Annotated in this window: 23 protein-coding genes; 9 read left to right on the forward strand and 14 right to left on the reverse strand. The window is 61.1% G+C overall.

Annotated elements, in window-relative coordinates:
* Positions 1 to 163 precede the first annotated feature (163 nt).
* Positions 164 to 1,312 (reverse strand): NAD(P)/FAD-dependent oxidoreductase, encoded by a 1,149-nt coding sequence (locus QR290_RS00455; protein WP_115079726.1) that lies wholly within the window; start codon positions 1,310 to 1,312, stop codon positions 164 to 166.
* 21 nt (positions 1,313 to 1,333) lie between these two features.
* Complete coding sequence (locus QR290_RS00460) at positions 1,334 to 1,501, reverse strand: rubredoxin (protein WP_007954349.1); 168 nt, start codon at positions 1,499 to 1,501, stop codon at positions 1,334 to 1,336.
* A gap of 199 nt (positions 1,502 to 1,700) precedes the next feature.
* Here QR290_RS00460 and QR290_RS00465 point away from each other — a divergent pair, with 199 nt between their 5' ends.
* Both QR290_RS00465 and ubiA read left to right on the forward strand, forming a co-directional pair.
* A complete protein-coding gene (locus QR290_RS00465) occupies positions 1,701 to 2,252 on the forward strand; it encodes a chorismate--pyruvate lyase family protein (RefSeq protein ID WP_115079727.1) in 552 nt (183 codons plus the stop codon).
* Positions 2,252 to 3,142 carry a 4-hydroxybenzoate octaprenyltransferase gene (gene ubiA / locus QR290_RS00470; protein WP_289204088.1) on the forward strand — a complete coding sequence of 297 codons (891 nt, stop codon included), beginning with the start codon at positions 2,252 to 2,254 and terminating at the stop codon, positions 3,140 to 3,142. The genes QR290_RS00465 and ubiA overlap by 1 nt, the downstream gene beginning before the upstream one ends.
* A gap of 63 nt (positions 3,143 to 3,205) precedes the next feature.
* Here ubiA and QR290_RS00475 read toward each other — a convergent pair whose 3' ends face one another.
* Positions 3,206 to 3,589, reverse strand: a complete 384-nt coding sequence (locus QR290_RS00475; protein WP_115079729.1) for a COG4315 family predicted lipoprotein — start codon at positions 3,587 to 3,589, stop codon at positions 3,206 to 3,208.
* 151 nt (positions 3,590 to 3,740) lie between these two features.
* Between QR290_RS00475 and phoB the strand changes: the two genes are divergently transcribed.
* The 3 genes from phoB (at position 3,741) to QR290_RS00490 (ending at position 7,243) form a co-directional block, all read left to right on the forward strand.
* Positions 3,741 to 4,430, forward strand: a complete 690-nt coding sequence (gene phoB, locus QR290_RS00480; RefSeq protein ID WP_003229608.1) for a phosphate regulon transcriptional regulator PhoB — start codon at positions 3,741 to 3,743, stop codon at positions 4,428 to 4,430.
* A 74-nt stretch (positions 4,431 to 4,504) separates the two neighbouring features.
* Entirely contained in the window at positions 4,505 to 5,791 is a 1,287-nt protein-coding gene (gene phoR / locus QR290_RS00485; RefSeq protein WP_289205335.1) for a phosphate regulon sensor histidine kinase PhoR, read from the forward strand.
* A gap of 111 nt (positions 5,792 to 5,902) precedes the next feature.
* Positions 5,903 to 7,243 (forward strand): hemolysin family protein, encoded by a 1,341-nt coding sequence (locus QR290_RS00490; RefSeq protein ID WP_007954342.1) that lies wholly within the window; start codon positions 5,903 to 5,905, stop codon positions 7,241 to 7,243.
* 6 nt (positions 7,244 to 7,249) lie between these two features.
* Here the strand turns inward: QR290_RS00490 and QR290_RS00495 are convergent, their stop codons facing one another.
* The 7 genes from QR290_RS00495 to QR290_RS00525 all read right to left on the reverse strand — a co-directional run bounded on the left by QR290_RS00495 (position 7,250) and on the right by QR290_RS00525 (position 16,333).
* The gene (locus QR290_RS00495) at positions 7,250 to 8,146 is read right to left on the reverse strand and encodes a peptidoglycan DD-metalloendopeptidase family protein (protein WP_085747943.1); all 897 of its coding nucleotides are present in this window, start codon (positions 8,144 to 8,146) and stop codon (positions 7,250 to 7,252) included.
* A 145-nt stretch (positions 8,147 to 8,291) separates the two neighbouring features.
* The gene (locus tag QR290_RS00500) at positions 8,292 to 9,248 is read right to left on the reverse strand and encodes a response regulator (RefSeq protein WP_289204089.1); all 957 of its coding nucleotides are present in this window, start codon (positions 9,246 to 9,248) and stop codon (positions 8,292 to 8,294) included.
* 189 nt (positions 9,249 to 9,437) lie between these two features.
* Positions 9,438 to 10,199, reverse strand: a complete 762-nt coding sequence (gene phoU / locus QR290_RS00505; protein WP_007954334.1) for a phosphate signaling complex protein PhoU — start codon at positions 10,197 to 10,199, stop codon at positions 9,438 to 9,440.
* Between the two features lie 71 nt (positions 10,200 to 10,270).
* A complete protein-coding gene (pstB, locus tag QR290_RS00510) occupies positions 10,271 to 11,104 on the reverse strand; it encodes a phosphate ABC transporter ATP-binding protein PstB (protein ID WP_065258233.1) in 834 nt (277 codons plus the stop codon).
* Between the two features lie 82 nt (positions 11,105 to 11,186).
* Positions 11,187 to 12,857: a phosphate ABC transporter permease PstA gene (pstA, locus tag QR290_RS00515; RefSeq protein ID WP_115079731.1), complete on the reverse strand. Its 1,671-nt coding sequence runs from the start codon at positions 12,855 to 12,857 to the stop codon at positions 11,187 to 11,189.
* A 16-nt stretch (positions 12,858 to 12,873) separates the two neighbouring features.
* Positions 12,874 to 15,156: an ABC transporter permease subunit gene (locus QR290_RS00520; protein WP_289204090.1), complete on the reverse strand. Its 2,283-nt coding sequence runs from the start codon at positions 15,154 to 15,156 to the stop codon at positions 12,874 to 12,876.
* 175 nt (positions 15,157 to 15,331) lie between these two features.
* A complete protein-coding gene (locus QR290_RS00525; protein ID WP_007954316.1) occupies positions 15,332 to 16,333 on the reverse strand; it encodes a phosphate ABC transporter substrate-binding protein PstS in 1,002 nt (333 codons plus the stop codon).
* Between the two features lie 187 nt (positions 16,334 to 16,520).
* Between QR290_RS00525 and QR290_RS00530 the strand changes: the two genes are divergently transcribed.
* On the forward strand, positions 16,521 to 17,579 hold the full coding sequence (locus tag QR290_RS00530) for a helix-turn-helix domain-containing protein (protein WP_115079733.1): 1,059 nt from the start codon (positions 16,521 to 16,523) through the stop codon (positions 17,577 to 17,579).
* Between the two features lie 108 nt (positions 17,580 to 17,687).
* Positions 17,688 to 18,068 (forward strand): type II toxin-antitoxin system VapC family toxin, encoded by a 381-nt coding sequence (locus QR290_RS00535; RefSeq protein ID WP_240321663.1) that lies wholly within the window; start codon positions 17,688 to 17,690, stop codon positions 18,066 to 18,068.
* A 14-nt stretch (positions 18,069 to 18,082) separates the two neighbouring features.
* Here the strand turns inward: QR290_RS00535 and QR290_RS00540 are convergent, their stop codons facing one another.
* A complete protein-coding gene (locus QR290_RS00540) occupies positions 18,083 to 19,381 on the reverse strand; it encodes an MFS transporter (RefSeq protein ID WP_115079735.1) in 1,299 nt (432 codons plus the stop codon).
* 378 nt (positions 19,382 to 19,759) lie between these two features.
* Between QR290_RS00540 and QR290_RS00545 the strand changes: the two genes are divergently transcribed.
* Positions 19,760 to 20,164 carry an acyl-CoA thioesterase gene (locus QR290_RS00545; RefSeq protein WP_003229628.1) on the forward strand — a complete coding sequence of 135 codons (405 nt, stop codon included), beginning with the start codon at positions 19,760 to 19,762 and terminating at the stop codon, positions 20,162 to 20,164.
* Positions 20,165 to 20,221: 57 nt separating this feature from the next.
* Positions 20,222 to 21,121, forward strand: coding sequence for a D-hexose-6-phosphate mutarotase (locus tag QR290_RS00550; protein ID WP_115079736.1), 900 nt, complete (start codon positions 20,222 to 20,224; stop codon positions 21,119 to 21,121).
* 126 nt (positions 21,122 to 21,247) lie between these two features.
* Here QR290_RS00550 and QR290_RS00555 read toward each other — a convergent pair whose 3' ends face one another.
* The 3 genes from QR290_RS00555 to QR290_RS00565 all read right to left on the reverse strand — a co-directional run bounded on the left by QR290_RS00555 (position 21,248) and on the right by QR290_RS00565 (position 23,327).
* Positions 21,248 to 21,784, reverse strand: coding sequence for a DUF3299 domain-containing protein (locus tag QR290_RS00555; RefSeq protein WP_115079737.1), 537 nt, complete (start codon positions 21,782 to 21,784; stop codon positions 21,248 to 21,250).
* A gap of 103 nt (positions 21,785 to 21,887) precedes the next feature.
* On the reverse strand, positions 21,888 to 22,133 hold the full coding sequence (locus QR290_RS00560) for a GlsB/YeaQ/YmgE family stress response membrane protein (RefSeq protein WP_085696742.1): 246 nt from the start codon (positions 22,131 to 22,133) through the stop codon (positions 21,888 to 21,890).
* 111 nt (positions 22,134 to 22,244) lie between these two features.
* The gene (locus QR290_RS00565; protein ID WP_115079738.1) at positions 22,245 to 23,327 is read right to left on the reverse strand and encodes a 5-(carboxyamino)imidazole ribonucleotide synthase; all 1,083 of its coding nucleotides are present in this window, start codon (positions 23,325 to 23,327) and stop codon (positions 22,245 to 22,247) included.
* Between the last annotated feature and the right edge of the window lie 9 nt (positions 23,328 to 23,336).

Raw genomic sequence — 23,336 nt, forward strand, 5'->3', positions numbered from 1 at the left:
TTGTTATGTCCGTGCTGTTCTCGTTGGAACAGCGCCCAAGGCGCCGCAGGCTCTACTCTGCGGCAGACGGGAGTGAGGATGGCACGCGGTTAAGGGCGGCGCCAGTCTCCCCGCGACCTTTGTGGGGGCAAAAGCGGGGTGATTCCGACAGAACGACCGGTATTTACGCCAGCAAGGCCGGAAGCTGTTTGTTCAGTGCGAGTTTTTCCATCACCGCCGCGCCAGTCAGGGCGTAACCGAGCAATTGCCCTTCGGCGTCGTGGCACAGCACCTTGATGTCGGCGCCCTGCCCTTCGACTGTCCAGACACCCTCGCGGCCTCGTGGCGGCGGGGAAACCACCAGTGGGCAGACCGGGGTTTTCACGGTGATCGGCATCGGCCCGTAGTTCACCACGGTCGGGTTGCCGGCCAGGGTCTGTGCCAGCGCTCGCGCACAACTCATGAGGGGCATGACGTACAGAAGATTCAGCCCGTCGACCTCGGCGCAGTCGCCCAGGGCGTAAATGTTGGCGTGAGAAGTTTGCAGATGACGGTCGACCACCACGCCGCGATTGGTCTGGATGCCGGCGGCCGCCGCCAGATCGATCCGCGGGCGCAGGCCGATGGCCGATACCACCACGTCGCAAGGGATAACCTGGCCGTCAGACAGGTGCGCTTCCAGCCCATCGGCGACTTTTTGCAGGCGGGTCAGCACCGGGCCGAGATGGAAGCGTGCGCCAAGACCTTCCAGCCCGGCCTGCACCGCAGCCGCCGCAGCGGGGTGCAGCAGGGTCGGCATCACCTGTTCGCACGGTGCAACCAGTTGCACCTCGTAGCCGCCCAGAATCAGGTCATTGGCGAACTCGCAGCCGATCAGGCCGGCGCCGAGCAGCAACACCCGGCGCTTGCCGGCCGCTGCGGCGCGAAAGCGGGCGTAGTCTTCGAGATCGTTGATCGGGAACACCCGATCCCCGCCATCGCCTTCAATCGGCACGCGTACGGTTTCGGCGCCCCAGGCGAGGATCAGGTCGCGATAGCTCACCGCTTCCTCGCCGATCCACAACCGCTTGTGGCCCGGATCGATGCCGCTGATGCGGGTGTGGGTGCGGACTTCGGCCTTCAACTGCTCGGCCATGGCGCCCGGCTCGGCCATGCTCAGGCCGTCGGCGTCCTTGTTCTTGCCAAAGCCGGTAGACAGCATCGGCTTGGAGTAGGAGCGACCGTCATCGGCGGTAATCAGCAGCAACGGGGTTTCGCCATCGAGTTTGCGAAACTCGCGGGCCAGGTTGTAACCCGCAAGCCCGGTGCCAACGATTACGACAGGTGCGCTCATGCCCTACTCCTCAGTGTTTTCTCAGTTGATTTCGATCATTTCGAAGTCCATCTTGCCGACGCCGCAGTCCGGGCACAGCCAGTCTTCCGGCACGTCCTGCCACAGGGTGCCCGGCGCAATGCCGTCATCCGGCCAGCCGTCGGCTTCGTTGTAGATCAGGCCGCAGACCACACATTGCCACTTTTTCATTCAGGTACTTCCTCAGGGTTCAGGCTTTAGCCGGCGCGGACGGTCAATGGTGCAGCGCTGCCGTCCGGCTCAGGGCGTTTTGTACTGATCGGGCCGGGCAGATGCAAGCCTGTTCGGCGCAGCGGCGACCCGGATCAATCAAACTCGCGGCTCGCCATGGTAAGCTCGCCGCCTCATTTGCTGCCAATAATGACTCATTGTGCAACACACAAACGCCCCGCTGTGGCGCCCGCAAAGCGAACTGACACCCCTCCCCGACACATCCACGCTCGACTGGCTGTTCGACGAAGGCTCCCTGACCCGCCGGCTGACGCGCCTGTCCGATGACGGCTTCAGCGTCACGCCGCTGTTCGAAGGCTGGCAGACTCTGCGCGACGACGAATGCGCGGCGCTGGAGCTGGCCGAAGGCAGCGAAGGCTGGGTGCGCGAGGTGTATTTGCGCGGCCATGGCGAGGCCTGGGTGTTCGCCCGCAGCGTGGCGTCGCGCAGTGCCTTGCAGGGCGACGGCTTGCATATGGATGAGTTGGGCAGCCGCTCGCTGGGCGAACTGCTGTTCTGCGATCACGCCTTCCAGCGCCGCGCCATCGAAGTCTGCCATTACCCGGAACACTGGCTGCCCGAAGGTTCAAGGGCTGCCGGTCTGTGGGGACGGCGCTCGCGGTTCGACCGTGGCGCCTTGAGCGTACTGGTGGCGGAGATTTTCCTGCCTACGCTGTGGGAAGCCGTCCGCGTCCGTCCGGAGAACTGCTGATGTACCAAAGCCTGCTCAAATCCCTGAATCGCTTGAACCCGCGCGCCTGGGACTTCATCCAGCTGACCCGGATGGACAAGCCGATCGGCATTTACCTGCTGCTGTGGCCGACGCTCTGGGCCCTGTGGATTGCCGGTAAAGGCTCGCCATCACTGGCCAATATCGTGATTTTCGTCCTCGGCGTAGTACTGACCCGTGCCGGCGGCTGCGTGATCAACGACTGGGCCGACCGCAAGGTCGACGGCCACGTCAAACGCACTGCGCAACGACCTATTGCCGCCGGCAAGATCAGCTCGAAAGAGGCGCTGGTGTTCTTTGCGCTGCTGATGGGCGTGAGTTTCCTGCTGGTGCTGTGCACCAACGCCGCGACCATCTGGCTGTCGCTGGGCGGTCTGGCGCTGGCGTTCACTTATCCGTTCATGAAGCGCTACACCTACTACCCGCAAGTGGTACTGGGCGCGGCGTTCTCCTGGGGGATGCCGATGGCGTTCACCGCCGAAACCGGTGAGCTGCCGGCAACGGCCTGGCTGCTTTGGATCGCCAACCTGTTGTGGACGGTGGGCTACGACACGTATTACGCGATGACCGACCGCGACGATGACCTGAAGATCGGCGTGAAATCCACGGCGATCCTGTTCGGCGAAGCGGATCGGGTGATCATCCTGACCTTGCAGGTACTGTCGCTGGCCTGTCTGGTGCTGGCGGGGTCGAAATTCGAGCTGGGGATCTGGTTCGACCTCGGCCTGCTGGTCGCGGCCGGGTGCTACGCCTGGGAGTTCTGGTACACCCGCGACCGGGACCGGATGCGTTGCTTCGAGGCGTTCCTGCACAACCACTGGGCCGGGCTGGCGATTTTCGTCGGGATCGTGCTGGATTACGCGTTGCGCTGATCCCAAGGAATCGCGGCCCGAGGCAATGCCTGCAGGCCGCGATCCAGCTTCACTGCCAATGGCTTACTTGTGCTCGTGCACCACGTGCCACACGTCCTTCATGCCATCGCCCTTCATTTCTCCAGGCTTCTCATCCTTCATGAACGTATACAGCGGCTTGCCGTCGTAGGCGTACTGCATCATGCCGTCATCGCGTTTGATGACCGTCCATTTGCCTTCGGCCTTGGCGCCTGCGGGAGCCATCATCGGCGGCCAGTTCTTGGCACAATCGCCGTTGCACATCGACTTGCCGCCACTGTCCTTGTCGAACGTGTAGAGCGTCATGCCCTTGTGGTCGACCATCATGCCGTCTTTCATCATGGCCGGCTCGGCCGCCATCGCCAGTCCAGGCAGAGTCAGCGCGGCAGCCATCAGCAAAGCCTTAAAGGAAGCAGTCATTTGTGTCATGGAAACCTTCTCTTGTGGTTGTCAGGATTCGGACTTAGAGCTTAGTTCAGGATTTGCACAATCGCCGCCGGACTAAAATACTGTCACACGACTGCAATAATTCCGTTATCTAATGCGGCGCAAGACAGTTAAATGACAAGAGGATTAAGGCATGGTTGGCAGGAGCATTCTGATCGTCGACGACGAAGCGCCCATTCGCGAAATGATCGCCGTTGCGTTGGAAATGGCCGGCTATGACTGCCTCGAGGCAGAGAACTCGCAGCAGGCCCACGCCATCATCGTCGACCGCAAACCGGACCTGATCCTGCTCGACTGGATGCTGCCCGGCACCTCCGGCATCGAGCTGGCCCGCCGCCTCAAGCGTGACGAGTTGACCGGGGACATCCCGATCATCATGCTCACCGCCAAGGGCGAAGAGGACAACAAGATCCAGGGCCTGGAAGTCGGCGCCGACGACTACATCACCAAACCGTTTTCCCCACGCGAACTGGTCGCACGCCTCAAGGCCGTGCTGCGGCGCGCCGGCCCGACCGATGGCGAAGCGCCGATCGAAGTCGGCGGCCTGCTGCTCGACCCGATCAGCCACCGCGTGACCATCGACGGTCGTCCGGCCGAGATGGGCCCGACCGAATACCGTCTGCTGCAATTCTTCATGACCCACCAGGAACGCGCCTACACCCGTGGCCAGTTGCTGGACCAGGTCTGGGGCGGCAACGTCTATGTTGAAGAGCGCACCGTCGACGTGCACATCCGGCGCCTGCGCAAGGCCCTCGGCGACGCCTACGAAAATCTGGTACAAACCGTGCGCGGCACCGGCTACCGGTTCTCCACCAAAGCCTGAGCCGAGCGCCAGCCCCGCAGACAAGGACCGCATTTTCCGTGAACCAAAACTGGCATGGCACCCTGATTCGCCACATGCTGTTGCTGGTCACCGGCTGCCTGGTGATCGGCCTGATCACCGGCTACTACGGCTGGAGTCTGGCGGCGGGACTGGGCCTGTACCTGGCCTGGACGCTCAAGCAACTGCTGCGCCTGCACGAATGGCTGCGCCTGCACCAACCCGATGAAGCACCGCCCGACGGCTACGGCCTGTGGGGAGAGGTGTTCGACAGCATCTACCACCTGCAACGCCGCGACCAACGGGTACGCGGGCGCCTGCAAGCGGTGATCGACCGCGTTCAGGAGTCGACCGCCGCGCTGAAAGACGCAGTGATCATGCTCGACAGCGACGGCAACCTCGAATGGTGGAACCGCGCCGCCGAGACCCTGCTCGGCCTCAAGACCCCGCAGGACAGCGGCCAACCGGTGACCAACCTGGTCCGCCATCCGCGCTTCAAGGAATACTTCGAGCAGGAAAGCTACGCCGAACCGCTGGAAATCCCCTCGCCGACCAACGATCGCGTGCGCATCCAGATGTACCTCACGCGCTACGGCAACAACGAACACTTGATGCTGGTGCGCGACGTTACGCGCATCCATCAGTTGGAACAGATGCGCAAGGACTTCATCGCCAACGTCTCCCATGAGCTGCGCACCCCGCTGACGGTGATCTGCGGCTACCTGGAAACCCTGCTCGACAACGTCGAGGAAGTGAACCCGCGCTGGAGTCGCGCCCTGCAGCAGATGCAACAACAGGGCAGACGCATGCAGACCCTGCTCAACGACTTGCTGCTGCTGGCCAAACTGGAAGCCACCGATTACCCGTCGGACAACCAGCCGGTGCACATCGACACCCTGTTGCAGTCGATCAAGAGCGATGCACAGCAGCTGTCCGGGTCGAAGAATCAGAAAATCACCCTGGAAGCCGACGCCAGCATCCTGCTCAAGGGCAGCGAGGCGGAACTGCGCAGTGCGTTTTCCAACCTGGTGTTCAACGCCGTCAAATACACCCCGGCCGAAGGCAATATCCGCATCCGCTGGTGGGGCGACGATCAGGGCGCGCACCTGAGCGTGCAGGATTCCGGGATCGGCATCGACAGCAAACACCTGCCGCGCCTGACCGAAAGGTTCTACCGCGTCGATTCCAGCCGCAACTCCAATACCGGCGGTACGGGCCTGGGCCTGGCCATCGTCAAACACGTGTTGCTGCGCCATCGCGCACGGATGGAGATCAGCAGCGTGCCCGGTCATGGCAGCACCTTCACCTGCCATTTCGCCCCGGCGCAGGTCGCTCAGGCACGGGTCATCAGCGCCGCTGAGTAATGCCGGACTAGGCAATCGCCAGGTCAGCCGCTACATTGGCTGACTTGCGCCTGCCTTTCAGGTGCGGATTTTTCTTTCTTTCGAATCACACGGAACCCGCAAAACTCCATCATGGACCCTTCCCCTGGCTTGTCCCTCGCAACAATATTCGCCGATTTCGGCATGATTCTTTTCGCTCTGATCCTGGTTTTGCTCAACGGCTTCTTCGTTGCGGCGGAATTCGCCATGGTCAAACTGCGCTCGACCCGGGTCGAAGCCATCGCTGAGCAGCACGGCTGGCGCGGGCACATCCTGCGCACGGTGCACAGTCAGCTCGATGCTTACCTCTCGGCGTGCCAGCTCGGTATCACCCTCGCCTCCCTGGGCCTGGGCTGGGTCGGCGAGCCGGCGTTCGCGCACATCCTCGAACCGCTGCTGAGCGCGGTCGGCGTGCAGTCGGCCGAAGTCGTCAAAGGCATCTCGTTCTTCACCGCGTTCTTCATCATTTCCTACCTGCACATCGTGGTCGGCGAACTCGCACCCAAATCCTGGGCGATCCGCAAACCCGAGCTGCTGTCGCTGTGGACGGCGGTGCCGCTGTACCTGTTCTACTGGGCCATGTACCCGGCGATCTACCTGCTCAACGCCAGCGCCAACACCATCCTGCGCATCGCGGGTCAAGGTGAACCCGGCCCGCACCACGAGCACCATTACAGCCGTGAAGAACTGAAACTGATCCTGCACTCCAGCCGTGGTCAGGACCCGAGCGATCAAGGCATGCGCGTGCTGGCCTCGGCGGTGGAAATGGGCGAACTGGAAGTGGTCGACTGGGCCAACTCCCGTGAAGACCTGATCACCCTTGAGTTCAACGCCCCGCTGAAAGAAATCCTGGCGATGTTCCGTCGCCACAAGTTCAGCCGCTATCCGGTGTACGACAGCGAACGCAAGGAATTCGTCGGCCTGCTGCACATCAAGGACCTGCTGCTTGAACTGGCGGCGCTGGATCACATTCCCGAGTCGTTCAACCTCGCCGAACTGACCCGCCCGCTGGAGCGCGTTTCCCGGCATATGCCGCTGTCGCAGCTGCTGGAGCAGTTCCGCAAGGGCGGCTCGCACTTCGCCGTGGTTGAAGAAGCCGACGGCAACATCATCGGCTACCTGACCATGGAAGACGTGCTGGAAGTGCTGGTCGGCGACATCCAGGACGAACACCGCAAGGCCGAGCGCGGCATCCTCGCCTACCAGCCGGGCAAGTTGCTGGTGCGGGGCGATACGCCGCTGTTCAAGGTCGAGCGCCTGCTGGGTATCGACCTGGACCACATCGAAGCCGAAACCCTCGCCGGGCTGATCTACGAAACCCTGAAACGGGTGCCGGAAGAGGAAGAAGTGCTGGAGGTCGAAGGCCTGCGGATCATCATCAAGAAAATGAAAGGTCCGAAGATCATTCTGGCCAAGGTGCTGATGCTCGACTGACGGGGTTTACTGCTTGCCCAACGCAAAGTTGGGCAACGCTCCCAGCGGCTGGTTGAACTGATACGGAATCGACACCAGCCCCATCCCGGTGTTGCGCTGCACCACAAAGTGCAGGTGCGGGCCGCTGCTGTTCCCGGTGTTGCCGGACAGCGCCAGCGGGCTGCCCACCGTCACTCTCTGACCTTCCCGCACACTCACCGATCCTTGCTTGAGATGCAGGTACACGCCCATCGTGCCGTCGTCGTGCAGTATCCGCACGAAGTTGCCGGACGGATCGGTGCCGCGCCCGTTCTGGGAATTCTCGGTCTTCACCACCACGCCGGCGCGCGCCGCAATGATTGGCGTGCCGACCGGCATGGCGATGTCCATCGCGTATTTGTTCTTCGGCCCGAAGTGGCTGTAATCGCCATTGGCACCCTGACTCAGACGGAACGGCCCGCCCCGCCACGGAAACGGATAGCGATAGCCCTGAGCCGCGCCAGCAGGGTCACCGAGGGAATACTGGAACATCGGCGTGTACACCAGCGGCTTGCCACCGGAAACCGCCGTCAGCAGCGCCAGCCGCGTATTGCTGCGCGCCGGCAACACCCGGCGGATCGTTTGCGCCGGTGCACCGCGCACGTTGCTCATCCCGGTAAACGCCAACGCCACCTCGACCGGCGCGTACAGGTCGTTGCGCACGAACACCACGTCTGCGCCCTTCTGCTTCTTGATGTCGAGATAGACCTGGCGCTCGAGGCGCTCGACCATCCGGTCCTGAAACACGAACACCTGGGAGCCTTTGCTCGGACGGTCGCTGTACGAAACCACTCCGTTGGCATCGGTGGATTTGTAGATCGTCATGGCCACAGTCGAGGTGGAGGCCATGAACAGACCACAGAAAAACAGCAGGCGCAGGGGCATGGGCAAAAGTTCTGTCGAGTAAGGCCTGGGAATGAGCCTAGCAGCTGAAGCAGACCAGGCTAGTCGACAGATGTTTCAAATTTGGCACAGCATGAAAAAAGACCGCAGCCTGTGTCAGGCGGCGGTCTTCTTTTGCCCGCGACGCTTACGCGCCCGGAACGAAGTGCTTCTGCGCCGTGCCGCGGGCGATCAGGCGGGAGATGTAGTCGAGCTTCTGCGCGTCCTGGTCGACGAAGCGGAAGGTCAGTTGCAGCCAGTCGCTGTCGGGTTTCGGCTCGTGGGCAACGACGGCGTGCAGGTAGCCGTTGAGGCGGGCGATTTCGGCGTTGTCGCCCTGCTCCAGATCGAGCACGGCGCTGTCGAGGATTTGCGGCAGGGTGTCGGTGCGTTTCACCACCAGCAGCGCTTCCTTGATGCTCAGGGCCTTGATCACGCATTGCTGGGTGCCGCTCGGCAGGCGCAGTTGGCCCTGACCGCGACCACCGGCCGGAGCGCTGGAGGCTGCCGGGGCTTTCACCGGCTGGCTGTTGAGCAGGCCACGCTGTGGCGCGGCGGCAGGTGCCGGGGCTGCAGCGGCAGGCTTGGCAAACGGGTTGGCCGAAGCAGCAGCCGGTGTGGAACCGACCACGGCAGCCTTGCCGCCGGTCAACGCGCTCAGGGAGTCGTTGCCGAACGCCGAGTTCATCTTGGTCGGGGCGCTGTTCATCAGGGTGTCGAGCTTGCCGACCTTGTTCAGGGCCTGCTTGACCTTGGTCAGCAGTTGCTCGTTGGTGAACGGCTTGCTGACGTAACCGGTGACACCGGCCTGGATCGCCTGCACGACGTTTTCCTTGTCGCCCCGGCTGGTGACCATGATGAACGGCATGGTCTTGAGGTTGTCCTGCTCCCGGCACCAGGTCAGCAGTTCGAGGCCGGACATTTCCGGCATTTCCCAGTCGCACAGCACCAGGTCGAAGGCTTCCTTGGCCAGCATGGCCTGGGCCTTCTTGCCGTTGATGGCGTCCTCGGTGCGGATCCCCGGGAAGTAATTACGCAGGCACTTTTTCACCAAGTCACGAATGAACGATGCATCGTCCACGACCAACACACTGATCTTGCTCATCCAACACCCCTATTAAAATCCCGGCAAGCATAACGCTGGCTGATGGCACATTGCCAAAACTCTTCAGTCACGCCGGGACTTTTCGTTCGCGGGTGCTGCTTTTTAATTCGCTTTCCAATTCGGATCTGCCCATGAAAAGCAGAAACAAAAACGCCCGGCCAAAGGGCCGGGCGCTTTTCTCAGGCAATCTTACTTATCGTCAGCATCGCCCGGAACATTAGCGGTTTCGCCACTTGTCCCTTCAACTTCTTCCTTCATGCGCTTGAGGCCCATGTGGCGCACATCGGTGCCGCGCACCAGGTAAATCACCAGTTCCGAGATGTTGCGTGCGTGGTCGCCGATCCGCTCCAGCGAACGCAGTACCCAGATAATGCTCAAGACCCTCGAGATAGAGCGCGGGTCTTCCATCATGTAGGTCGCCAGCTCGCGCAGGGCGGTCTTGTATTCGCGGTCGATGATCTTGTCGTACTGCGCCACCGACAACGCCAGATCGGCGTCGAAGCGGGCAAAGGCGTCCAGCGCATCGCGGACCATGTTGCGCACCTGGTCGCCGATGTGGCGAACCTCGACGTAACCACGCGGCGCTTCACCCTCTTCGCACAATTGAATCGCACGACGGGCGATCTTGGTCGCTTCGTCGCCGATGCGCTCAAGGTCGATCACCGACTTGGAGATGCTGATGATCAGACGCAGGTCGGAGGCCGCCGGCTGACGACGGGCCAGAATGCGCAGGCATTCTTCGTCGATGTTGCGTTCCATCTGGTTGATCTGGTCGTCGATCTCGCGCACTTGCTGGGCCAGGCCCGAGTCGGCCTCGATCAGCGCGGTGACCGCGTCGTTGACCTGTTTCTCGACCAGCCCGCCCATGGCCAGCAGGTGGCTGCGCACTTCTTCCAGTTCGGCGTTGAACTGCGCGGAAATGTGATGGGTAAGGCCTTCTTTACTAATCATGTTGGCGTCCTTGGAGCGTCCGGTAAGGTGCGGCGGGCCGCAGCGTCAATTCTGTGAATAACCCGCAACTGTCAGCCGTAACGACCGGTGATGTAGTCTTCGGTCTGCTTCTTGGCCGGATTGGTGAACAGGGTATCGGTGTCGCCGAATTCCACCAGTTTGCCCATGTACATGAACGCCGTGTAGTCGGACACCCGCGCCGCCTGCTGCATGTTGTGGGTCACGATGACGATGGTGAACTTGGATTTGAGCTCGTAGATCAGCTCTTCGACTTTCAGGGTCGAGATCGGGTCGAGGGCCGAGCACGGTTCGTCGAGCAGCAGCACTTCCGGTTCAACTGCGATGGTACGGGCGATCACCAGACGCTGTTGCTGACCACCGGACAGTCCGAGTGCCGAATCATGCAGACGGTCTTTGACTTCGTCCCACAGGGCCGCGCCTTTCAGTGCCCACTCGACGGCTTCGTCGAGGATGCGCTTCTTGTTGATGCCCTGGATGCGCAGGCCGTAGACCACGTTTTCGTAGATGGTTTTGGGGAACGGGTTAGGCTTCTGGAACACCATGCCGACCCGGCGACGCAGCTCGGCCACGTCTTCGCCCTTGCGGTAGATGTTGTTGCCGTACAGGTTGATTGCACCTTCGACGCGGCAGCCGTCCACCAGGTCGTTCATGCGGTTGAAGGTACGCAGCAGCGTGGACTTGCCGCATCCGGACGGGCCGATGAAGGCGGTCACGCGCTGTTTCGGAATGTTCATGCTGACGTCGTACAGCGCTTGTTTCTCGCCGTAGAACAGGCTCAGGCCCGGCACTTCGATGGCTACGGTTTCCTGCTCGAGGTTCAGGCTCTGCTTGTCGCGGCCCAGGGCAGACATGTTGATGCCGTGGGTATGTGTTTCGTGCTGCATGGGAGATCCCCTGTGCTAACAAATTCGGTTCGGTTGGCTGCCGGAATCTAGACCGGCAGCCCTTCAATTCTTGTGACGGCGATCAGCTGTCCAGCGCCTTGTACTTCTCGCGCAGGTGGTTACGGATGTACACCGCCGACAGGTTCAGGGTGGCGATCACCAGCACCAGCAACAGCGCCGTGGCGTACACCAGCGGCCGCGCGGCCTCGACGTTCGGGCTCTGGAAGCCGACGTCGTAGATGTGGAAGCCCAGGTGCATGATCTTCTGATCCAGGTGCAGATACGGGTAGTTGCCGTCCACCGGCAGCGACGGCGCCAGTTTCACCACACCCACCAGCATCAGCGGCGCCACTTCACCGGCGGCGCGAGCCACGGCGAGGATCATGCCGGTCATCATGGCCGGACTGGCCATCGGCAGAACGATCTTCCACAGGGTTTCAGCCTTGGTCGCGCCCAGAGCCAGCGAGCCCTCACGCACGGTGCGAGGAATCCGCGCCAGACCTTCTTCAGTGGCCACGATCACCACCGGCACCGCCAGCAGCGCCAGGGTCAACGAAGCCCACAGCAGACCCGGCGTACCGAAGGTCGGTGCCGGCAGCGCTTCCGGGAAGAACAGACGGTCGAGCGAACCGCCCAGCACGTAGACGAAGAAGCCCAGACCGAACACGCCGTAAACAATCGCCGGAACACCCGCCAGGTTGTTCACCGCGATCCGGATAACCCGGGTCAGGGTGTTCTGCTTGGCGTATTCACGCAGGTACACCGCCGCCAGCACGCCGAACGGGGTCACGATCATCGCCATGATCAGGGTCATCATCACGGTGCCGAAGATCGCCGGGAAAATCCCGCCTTCGGTGTTCGCTTCACGCGGGTCGTCGGACAGGAACTCCCAGACCTTGCTGAAGTAGAAACCGATCTTGGTCATCGTGCCCATGGCGTTCGGCTGATAGGCGTGAACCACTTTGCCCAGGCCGATTTCGATTTCCTTGCCGTTCGCATCACGAGCGGTCAAGGCGTCACGGTTGAACTGCGCGTGCAGATCGGCCAGACGGGCTTCGATGTCCTGATAGCGAGCGTTCAGCTCGGCGCGCTCGGCGTCCATGTCCGCCTGGGCGGCCGGGTCGAGTTTGCCTTCCAGCTCCAGCTTGCGACCGTGCAGACGGATGCGCTCAAGGCCGGCGTTGATCGCGCCGATGTCGGTTTTTTCCAGCGACTTGAGCTGCGCGGCGAGGCCGTTCACGCGGTTGATCCGCGCTTGCAGCTCAGGCCATGCGGCTTCGCCTTCGGCGATCACCTTGCCGTCCTGTTTGACGTTGACCAGGTAGCCGTAGAAGTTGCCCCACTCGCGACGCTCCAGCGCCATCAGCTCCGGCGGGTTCGTCTGGTTGGTCAGCCACTCGCCGACGATCCAGGTGAAGTCATTGCCGTTCAGGTCACGGTTGCCGACCTTGATCAGCTCGCGGGTCATGAATTCCGGACCTTCGTCCGGCACCGGCAGGCCGGCGCTCTTCAGACGGGCGCGCGGCACTTCTTCTTTCTGCACCACTTCGCCCACGACCAGATGCTGGCCCTGGCCCGGTACGTCATAGCTGGCGTGGATCAGATCCGCCGGCCAGAAGTGACCCAGACCGCGCACGGCGATCACCGCCAGCAGGCCAATGGTCATGATGACCGCGATGGACACCGCGCCGCCGCTGATCCAGACGCCGGGGGCGCCGCTCTTGAACCATCCTTTCAGGGAGTTCTGTTTCACAGACTTCTACCTTTGCTTAAAGCGACGAGTATTTCTTGCGCAGACGCTGACGAATCAGTTCCGCGAGGGTGTTCATGACGAAGGTGAACAACAGCAGCACCAGCGCCGAGAGGAACAGCACGCGGTAGTGGCTGCCGCCGACTTCCGACTCCGGCATTTCCACCGCGACGTTGGCGGCCAGGGTGCGCAGGCCTTCGAACAGGTTCATTTCCATGACCGGGGTGTTGCCGGTGGCCATCAGCACAATCATGGTTTCGCCGACCGCACGGCCCATGCCGATCATCAGCGCCGAGAAGATGCCCGGGCTGGCGGTCAGGATCACCACGCGAGTCATGGTCTGCCACGGCGTGGCACCGAGGGCCAGCGAGCCCAGGGTCAGGCCGCGCGGCACGCTGAACACGGCGTCTTCGGCGATCGAGTAGATGTTCGGGATCACCGCAAAACCCATGGCCAGACCGACCACCAGAGCGTTGCGCTGGTCGTAGGTGATGCCCAGGTCGTGGGAGATCCACATGCGCATGTCACCGCCGAAGAACCAGTTTTCCATGAACGGGCTCATGTACAGCGACAGCCAGCCCACGAACAGGATCACCGGAATCAGCAGCGCACTTTCCCAGCCGTCCGGGACTTTCAGGCGGATCGACTCAGGCAGACGGCTGAAGGTGAAACCGGCAATCAGAATGCCGATCGGCAGCAGCATCAGCAGGCTGAAGATGCCCGGCAGATGCCCTTCCACATAGGGTGCGAGGAACAGACCGGCGAAGAAGCCGAGGATCACCGTCGGCATCGCTTCCATCAGCTCGATCACCGGTTTGACCTTGCGGCGCATGCCCGGGGCCATGAAGTACGCGGTGTAGATCGCAGCGGCGACGGCCAGCGGTGCCGCCAGCAACATCGCGTAGAACGCAGCTTTCAGGGTACCGAAGGTCAGTGGCGACAGACTCAGTTTCGGTTCGAAATCGGTGTTGGCAGCGGTCGATTGCCAGACGTATTTAGGCTCGTCGTAGTTCTCGTACCAGACCTTGCTCCACAGCGCGCTCCACGAGACTTCCGGGTGCGGGTTGTCGAGCAGCAACGGTTGCAGCTTGCCGCCGGCTTCGACGATCACGCGGTTGGCGCGAGGCGACAGACCGAACAGGCCCTGGCCTTCGACGACTTGATCGACCAGCAAGGTGCGGTGCGCGGTGCTGTGGAACACGCCGAGCTTGCCGCTGGCATCCAGGGCCAGGAAGCCCTTGCGACGTTCTTCGGCGGAAATTTCAACGATCGGCGTAGTGCCCATCTGGAAGGTGCGGATCTGCTTCAGGCGCAGCTCGCCATCGGTGTCGCGGGCCATGAACCACTGGGCCAGGCCACCGGTGGAGTCACCGACTATCAACGAGATACCGCCCACCAGTTGTGTGGCGGCGGTGACTTGGGCGTCGGCGTTTTCCAGCAGCTTGTAGCGACCGTTGAGGCTCTTGTCGCGCAGGCTGAACACGTCGGCCTGGGCACGTCCGTTGACCACGTACAGCCACTGCTGACGCGGGTCGACGAAGATGTTTTTCACCGGCTCGGTCATCTGCGGCAGATCGATACGCTTCTGCTCGTTGGTGACTTCGCCGGTCATCATGTTTTCTTCGCTGGTCAGCGACAGCACATTGAGTTGCGAGCCGGTGGAGCCGACCAGCATCAGGGTCGAATCGGTAGCGTTAAGGCTGACGTGCTCCAGCGCACCGCCGTTCTCGTTCAGCGCAATCGGTGCATCGCCATACGGATACTCGATGGCCGGGGTGATGGTTTTCTTGCCATCCGGGTAGCTGACTTTATAGGTGTGACGGAACACCAGCGCCTGACCGTTGGACAGGCCCACGGCCACCAGCGGATGGCCAGGCTGGTCTTCGCCTATGGAGGTCACACTGGCGCCTGCCGGCAGGGGCAGATCGACGCGCTTCAATTCAGCGCCACTGTCGATGTCGAAAAATAGCGCCTGGCCCTTGTCTGAAACGCGCATGGCCACCTGATTCTGCTCTTCGAGCGAAATCATCAGCGGCTTGCCGGCGTCCTGCATCCAGGCCGGGGTGAGTGCATCTTTCGCGGTCAGGTCAGCACCTTTGAACAGCGGCGCGACCACGTAGGCGAGGAAGAAGAAGATCAGGGTGATGGCTGCCAGCACCGCCAGACCGCCGACGAGGACGTACCAACGGGTGAAGCGATCCTTGAGCGCGCGAATGCGGCGCTTGCGTTGCAACTCAGGCGTATTGAAGTCAATGCGCTTGGGAGGGTTCGTAGTCATTTTGGAATTGGCCAGATCATTCATGCGCACACCCTAGCGATCCTGTATGACAGAAAGATGACAATGCAGTGACGCACCAAATCCGCCGCCAGCAGGGCACTGGCAGTGGATAGAAGAATTCGGGGAGTGTGGGGGCCGGGCCGCTTGCGGGCCGGGCCCCACACGTGAGTCAGGCGGGGTTCACCCCTGACTCAGTTTGTTACTTTTTTGCGACTTCAGCGCCGCCTTCCTGCAGGCCCAGGTCAGCCAGTGCTTTTGCAGCAACCTTGGCTGGCAGCGGGATGTAGCCGTCTTTCACTACCACTTCCTGGCCCTGTTTCGACAGAACCAGTTTCACGAACTCGGCTTCCAGCGGGGCCAGAGGCTTGTTCGGGGCTTTGTTGACGTACACGTACAGGAAACGCGACAGCGGGTACTTGCCGTTCAGGGCGTTTTCTTCGGTGTCTTCGATGAAGTCAGTGCTGCCCTTCTTCGACAGAGCAACGGTTTTCACGCTGGCGGTCTTGTAGCCGATGCCCGAGTATCCGATGCCGTTCAGCGAGGAGCTGATCGACTGCACGACCGAAGCCGAGCCTGGTTGTTCGTTGACGTTAGGCTTGTAGTCGCCTTTGCACAGGGCTTCTTCCTTGAAGTAGCCGTAGGTGCCGGATACCGAGTTACGGCCGAACAGTTGAACCGGCTTGTTGGCCAGGTCGCCGGTCACGCCCAGGTCGCCCCAGGTTTTCACGTCGGTCTTGGCGCCGCACAGACGGGTGGACGAGAAGATCGCGTCAACCTGTTCCATGGTCAGGTGCTGGATCGGGTTGTCCTTGTGTACGAAAACAGCCAGGGCATCCACGGCAACCGGGATAGCGGTTGGCTTGTAGCCGTATTTCTGTTCGAAGGCAGCCAGTTCGGTGTCCTTCATCTTGCGGCTCATCGGGCCCAGGTTGGAGGTGCCTTCAGTCAGCGCAGGTGGCGCGGTGGCGGAGCCAGCAGCCTGAATCTGGATGTTTACGTTCGGGTATTCTTTTTTGTAGTTCTCAGCCCAGAGGGTCATGAGGTTGGCCAGGGTATCGGAGCCGACGCTGGACAGGTTGCCCGACACACCAGTGGTCTTGGTGTAGCTCGGGATAGCAGGGTCAACAGCGGCAACCGCGTTGGCAGTCGCAACGCCAGCAGCGACAAAAGTCATTGCCGCCATCAAACGCTTCAGTTTCATGCCTTACTCCTAGCAGATAGGGTGTGTTAAGTCGGGGCCAAGTATCAGCAGGCCGTGTGAACACTCTATGGCTGAAATATGACAATTGGATGAAAGGCCAGCATCCGAGGTGTCACAAAAAATGAATTCCGCGTCAGGTTGACAAATCAAATCCAAAAGATAGCCTTGTCAACCACGAGAGGAACTCATGATAAACGACCGAATTCGCCGCGCCCGCCTGCAACAAGGCCTCACCCTAGAAGGTCTGGCGACCCAGCTTGGCGACATCACCAAACAAGCGTTAAACAAATATGAGAAAGGGTTGATCACTCCAAACTCTTCTCGTTTGCTGCAACTGGCCAAGGCACTTCAGGTCAGTCCCGAATATTTTTTCCGCGCGGAGGTTATTCCTCTGGCACCTCTTGAGTTTCGAAAGCTGGCCAGAATGCCCAAGTATCGCCAAGCTCAGGTTGAAGAAAAAATTCGGGAACATCTCGAGCGCTACATTTCACTTGAGCAATGTTTCGATCCAGCAGATATCCAGACCCCTGCTACCCCGGCACAGATGCTCCCGGTTTCAACTCTCGAAGAGGCCGAGCTAGCAGCCGAGAAGCTTCGCCAGTTTTGGGGAATCGGTGGCGATCCCATCGCCAATCTGACTGAGCAACTGGAAGAGCACAGCATCAAGGTTGCAATGCTGAACGGCCCAGATGATTTCGATGGCGCTTGTGCTGCTACCGGTGACGGCGAACATGTACTAATTGCTTTGAATGCTGACCGTCCAGGTGAGCGAATCAGATTTACGGCTGCTCATGAGCTCGGCCACTGGGTTATGGCGCTGCCTGAAGACATGCCGGAGAAAGACAAAGAGAACTGTTGCCACCGTTTTGCCGGCGCATTTCTCTACCCCGCCAAAAGCGTAACCGGCGATTTCGGCAGCCATCCCCGGTCCAGAGTCCACCCACGAGAGCTACTGATCGCCAAACGCCAATACGGAATATCAATGCACGCTGCATTGAGACGACTGAAGGACCTGAAGCTACTTAGCGAAAGTGGCTACAAATCCCTCACTATTCAATTCAGTGCCAACGGCTGGCGCAAGGCAGAGCCTGAACCTCTACCGTGCAAACCACCCCAGCGCTTTGATTCGCTGGTGTTCTGGGGACTGGCGGAAGGATTGATCACCAAGTCGCGGGCTGCTGAACTCCTGCGCAAACCAGTGAGCGCACTTGACCCCAATTTCTTGGGCTCACTGGAGAGTGCATGAGTTCTGATCTATATCAGTGATACGAATATCTGGATCGACTTCAGAAATGCCGGGTTACTGGAGCAGATGTTCAGCTTGCCGTTTACTCTGTGTTGCACTGACTTCGTAATGTACGAACTCGACGACTTTTCACACGACGAACTGCTCGACCGAGGATTGATCGTCGAATCGTTCGATGAGGCAGGTGTAATACGATTGTCGGGGCTAAGGATCGAGCACAATAACAGCTCTTTAGCCGACGTCTCCTGCTACCTGCTTGCACAGGAAATGGGCCGTCCTTTACTCACCGGAGATGGCAAGTTGCGCCGTCAGGCCCAAAGAGATGGGCTACAGGTTCACGGCGCGCTATGGCTGCTCGATTTAATGGTTGAACACCAAGTCATCGACGAAACAGAAGCCGCAAATGCTTTGGCTCACATGCTTGAGCATGGTGCTCGCCTGCCGGTTGGCGAATGTGAAACAAGGCTTTCGCGCTGGCGAAAGCCCTGAGTTCTGGAACTGAATCAGCGTCCCTTCTTCCACAGCCACGCGCCGACCAGGATCCCCATCCCGCACAGCACCGCCACATAGTAGGCAGGCCCCATCGCGCTTTCTTTCAGCAGCAGGCTGACCACCATCGGCGTCAGGCCGCCGAAGATGGCGTAGGCGACGTTATAAGAGAAGGACAGACCGCTGAAGCGCACCACCGGCGGGAACGCTTTCACCATCACATAAGGCACCGCACCGATGGTGCCGACCAGGAAACCGGTCAGCGCGTACAGCGGGAACAGCCAGTTCGGGTGATCGGCGAGGCTGTGATAGAAGGTCCAGGAACTGGCGAGCAAGCCCAGGCAACCAAACACGAACACGCGACCGGCGCCAAAGCGATCCGCCAGCGCGCCGGAAATGATGCAGCCCAGGCTCAGGAATACGATCGCCAGGCTGTTGGATTGCAGCGCGGTGGTCGGAGAGAAGTGATAGACCGTTTGCAGCACGGTTGGGGTCATCAGGATCACCACGACGATGCCGGCGGACAGCAGCCAGGTCAGCAGCATCGACACCGCGATGGCCCCGCGATGATCACGCAGCACGGCGCGCAATGGCACTTCTTCGGCCAGGGCCTTGCGCTGTTGCAGCTCAGCGAACACCGGAGTTTCGTGCAGCCAGCGACGCAGATAGACCGAGAACAGGCCGAATACGCCACCCAACAGGAACGGGATCCGCCAGGCGTAATCCGAAACTTCCACTGGCGTATAAATGCTGTTGATCGCAGTGGCAACCAGCGAGCCGAGCAGGATGCCCGCCGTCAGGCCACTGGTCAGGGTGCCGCAGGCGTAGCCGATGTGCTTGCCGGGTACGTGTTCGGAAACGAAGACCCACGCCCCTGGAACCTCACCGCCAATCGCTGCACCCTGGATCACCCGCATCAACAGCAGCAGGATCGGCGCCCACAGGCCGATCTGCGCGTAGGTCGGCAGCAGGCCCATGATCAGGGTCGGCACGGCCATCATGAAGATGCTCAGGGTGAACATCTTCTTGCGCCCCAGCAGGTCGCCGAAGTGCGCCATGACAATCCCGCCCAGCGGCCGCGCGAGGTAGCCGGCGGCGAAGATGCCGAAGGTCTGCATCAGGCGCAGCCACTCGGGCATGTCGGCCGGGAAGAACAATTTGCCGACCACGGTGGCAAAGAACACGAAGATGATGAAATCGTAGAACTCCAGCGCGCCCCCCAGGGCCGAAAGCGACAGAGTCTTGTAGTCATTGCGGGTCAACGGTCGTGCGGGTTGGTCGGGCTGCGCGAGGCTCGAGGGCGCTGTGGTCATGGCAAGGTCTTCTCTTATAGTCGGATCTGCCGCCACAACAACGCTGGCTGTGGCTTAGGCAGGTTCGGCACCATAGCAAATTGTTCGAAAAAGCACATAGAGGCGCGTATTTGACGGTCGAAATCAGAACCGGACGGTCGTCGCGGAGTCTACCGACCGATATACTCGCAACCTTGCTCCGGTTTGTAAGGGGTTGCTGTGCGAAAACGTCGTTGGCCCGACCCTTGCTCGGGATTAGCCGGTTTCGCAGAGTTTCTCCTTAGGCGCCTGATGGAAAACGTGACGAACGTAGTATGTTCGGTGCTGAATCGTTTTTCCCGAAGACGGCTACCACCAGCAATACCCAACGAAGAGTCACGGGTCAGAGGCACCCCCGGCATGATAGAGCTCGAACAAGAAGATCCGATCCCGCAAGGCGACCTGGCCCTGCAAATCACCGCGCTTCCCCGCGAAACCAACGGCTTCGGCGATATTTTCGGCGGCTGGCTGGTGGCGCAGATGGACCTGGCCGGCACTGCCATGGCCAGCCGCGTCGCCGGTGGCCGTGTAGCGACCGTGGCCATCGACCGCATGGCGTTTCTGGTGCCGGTGGCTGTCGGCGCGCAATTGTCCTTTTATACCCAGACCCTGGAAATCGGCCGTAGCTCGATCCAGATGATGGTCGAGGTGTGGAGCGACGACCCGCTGTCCAGCGAGTGGCGTAAAGTGACCGAAGCGGTGTTCGTGTTCGTTGCCATCGATGGCAGCGGTCGCACCCGCTCGGTTCCGCCACGCGCACGTTAAACCTCGCGGCCGTTTCACGGTCGATAGTCGTCCAAGTTGCTGATCGAGAGTTGCCCCATGAACACGCCCAACGTTGAAGCCGTGAAACTGGATGAACTGAACTGCTGGCGCATCCGCCACGGTCAGGCCGAAGTGCTGGTGGCCCAGCAAGGCGCGCACATCCTCAGTTATCAGGTGGACGGCCAGCCGCCGCTGATCTGGCTGAACGACAAGGCCGTGTTCAAGACCGGCAAGAGCATCCGCGCCGGTGTGCCGGTGTGCTGGCCGTGGTTCGGCATCTTCGCCCGCAACCCGCAGAGCGTGCAGGCGATGCGCACGAGCGAAGAACCCGCCGGCGCCCATGGATTTGTCCGGGCGATGGATTGGCAACTGGGCGGCATCGAAACCGAAGGCGAAAGCCTGAAAGTGGAATTCAAGCTGCCCTACCCCGAGGGCGGTTTTCCGGAATGGCCGCATCAGGTCGACCTGACCCTGACCCTGCGCCTCGACGATCAGTTGCACATCAGCCTCACCAGCCACAACCGTGGTGCCGACACCGTCAGCATCAGCCAGGCGTTGCACAGCTATTTCGCCGTCAGCGATGTGCGCAACGTGCGCGTCGAAGGCGTGGATGGCCTGGATTACATCGAGACCCTGGATGACTGGAAAACCAACACGCAACAGGGCGATCTGCGTTTTGCCGGGGAAACCGACCGCATCTACCTCGACGCCCCGCCGCAACTGAGCATCGTCGACCCAGCCTGGGAACGGCGGATCGTGCTGACCACCACCGGCTCACGCACGGCGGTGATCTGGAACCCGTGGATCGACCGCGCCGCCGCGCTCAGCGACATGGACAACGACGGCTGGCAACGCATGCTGTGCATCGAGACGGCGAACGTGATGAACGATGTGATGAACCTGGCGCCGGATGCCAGCCACACCATGGGTGTCAGCATCGGCAGCAAGCCGCTCTAACCAACACCGCAAAACCCATTGTGGGAGGGGGCTTGCTCCCGAAGACAGTGTCTTAGTCGACGAATCCATTGACTGATACACCGCCTTCGGGAGCAAGCCCCCTCCCACATTTGTTATGAGCAGGTCTTAGAGATCGGACTCCTGCACCACCCGCACCTTGTCCGCGTCCAGCGCATACGCAGCGTCGGCGAGATCATTGCTGACCTTTTCGATCTTCAGCGTGCCGGTCACCCACAACGGCGTGTAGATGTCATCCAGCTTCAAGCCTTTTGGATAACGCACCAGCACCAGTTGATTCGGCGGCGGTGGCGGCACGTGGATGCACGCGCCCGGATACGGCACGAGGAAGAACAGCGTGCTGCGACCCTTGGCGTCGGATTCCAGCGGCACCGGATAACCACCGATGCGGATGTGTTTGTCGTTCATCGACGCCACGGTTTTGGTCGAATACATCACCGCCGGCAAACCCTTGGCCTGCTTCATCCCGCCTTTCTCGGTGAAGGTGCCGGTGGCTTCCGGGGAGTTGTGGTCGATTTCAGGCATGGCCTCGAGGGCTTTCTGATCCGACTTGGGCATCAGTTCCAGCCAGTCGGTTTCCGGCAGATCGCCGGCGTGGGCCAGACCGCTGCCCAGCAAAAGGAGAGTCAACAGAAGACGGCGCATGAAGGTGCTCGGTAAAGGATGCTCGAATAAGGAGGGAACGCTGAATCGCCGAGCATTCTAGCCCTCCCCGCCGGATTGGCGGAGAGGGCTTTGTCGCTTTGGATCAGTTCTTTTTGATCAGGCCGTAGATCACCAGCAGGATGATCGCGCCGACCAGCGCGCCGATGAAGCCTGCGCCCTGACCCGCCTGATAGATGCCCAGGGCCTGGCCGCCGTAAGTGGCTGCCAGCGAACCGCCGATACCGAGCAGGATGGTCATGATCCAGCCCATGCTGTCATCGCCCGGTTTCAGGAACCGCGCCAGCAGGCCGACGATGAGGCCGATAAAGATGGTTCCGATAATTCCCATGGCATTTCCCTCTGAATAATAGATATGCGAAAGCCTAGTCAGACTTTCGCATCCTGCCATGAGAGAACGGCGGCCCCGCAATGGTTCCGCCGCTGCCAGATGAAACTGTCGTTACTCGGCGATCAGCGCTTCGACCTTGAGGATCTGCTGCTCGAGCGTCGCCTTGTCCTTGCAGCGCAGGTTGGCGTGACCGACCTTGCGCCCGGCCTTGAAGGCCTTGCCGTAGTGATGCAGGTGGCAATCGTCGATGGCGATGACCTTCTCGACCGGCGGAACCACACCGATGAAGTTGAGCATCGCGCTCTCACCGACCTTGGCGGTCGAACCCAGCGGCAGACCGGCAACGGCCCGCAGGTGGTTTTCGAACTGGCTGCACTCGGCGCCTTCGGTGGTCCAGTGCCCGGAGTTGTGCACGCGCGGAGCGATTTCGTTGGCCTTGAGGCCACCGTCGACTTCAAAGAACTCGAACGCCATCACGCCGACGTAATTCAGCTGCTTGAGCACGCGGCTGGAATAGTCTTCGGCCAGAGCCTGCAGCGGGTGATCGGAGCTGGCAACCGACAGCTTGAGGATGCCGCTGTCGTGGGTGTTGTGCACCAGCGGATAGAACTTCGTCTCGCCATCACGGGCACGCACGGCGATCAGCGACACTTCGCCGGTGAACGGTACGAAGCCTTCCAGCAGGCAAGGCACGCTACCCAGTTCAGCGAAGGTATCGACCACGTCTTCCGGCTTGCGCAGGACTTTCTGGCCCTTTCCGTCGTAACCCAGGGTTCGGGTTTTCAGCACGGCCGGCAGACCGATCGACGCGACGGCGGCGTCCAGGTCGGCTTGCGACTGGATGTCGGCGAACGCCGGGGTTGGAATCCCCAGGTCCTTGAACATGCTCTTCTCGAACCAGCGGTCGCGAGCGATGCGCAGGGCTTCGGCGCTCGGGTAGACCGGTACGAATTGCGAAAGGAAGGCGACGGTTTCCGCCGGGACACTTTCGAACTCGAAGGTCACCAGATCGACTTCATCGGCCAACTGGCGCAGATGATCCTGATCGCCGTAATCGGCCCGCAGGTGTTCGCCCAGCGCAGCGGCGCAAGCGTCCGGCGCAGGGTCGAGGAAAGCGAAGTTCATGCCCAGCGGGGTGCCCGCCAGGGCCAACATGCGACCCAATTGGCCGCCACCGATTACACCGATCTTCATCTCAACAAC

Origin of the sequence: Pseudomonas fluorescens, assembly GCF_030344995.1 — a bacterium.
Classification (GTDB): Bacteria; Pseudomonadota; Gammaproteobacteria; order Pseudomonadales; family Pseudomonadaceae; genus Aquipseudomonas; species Aquipseudomonas fluorescens_BF.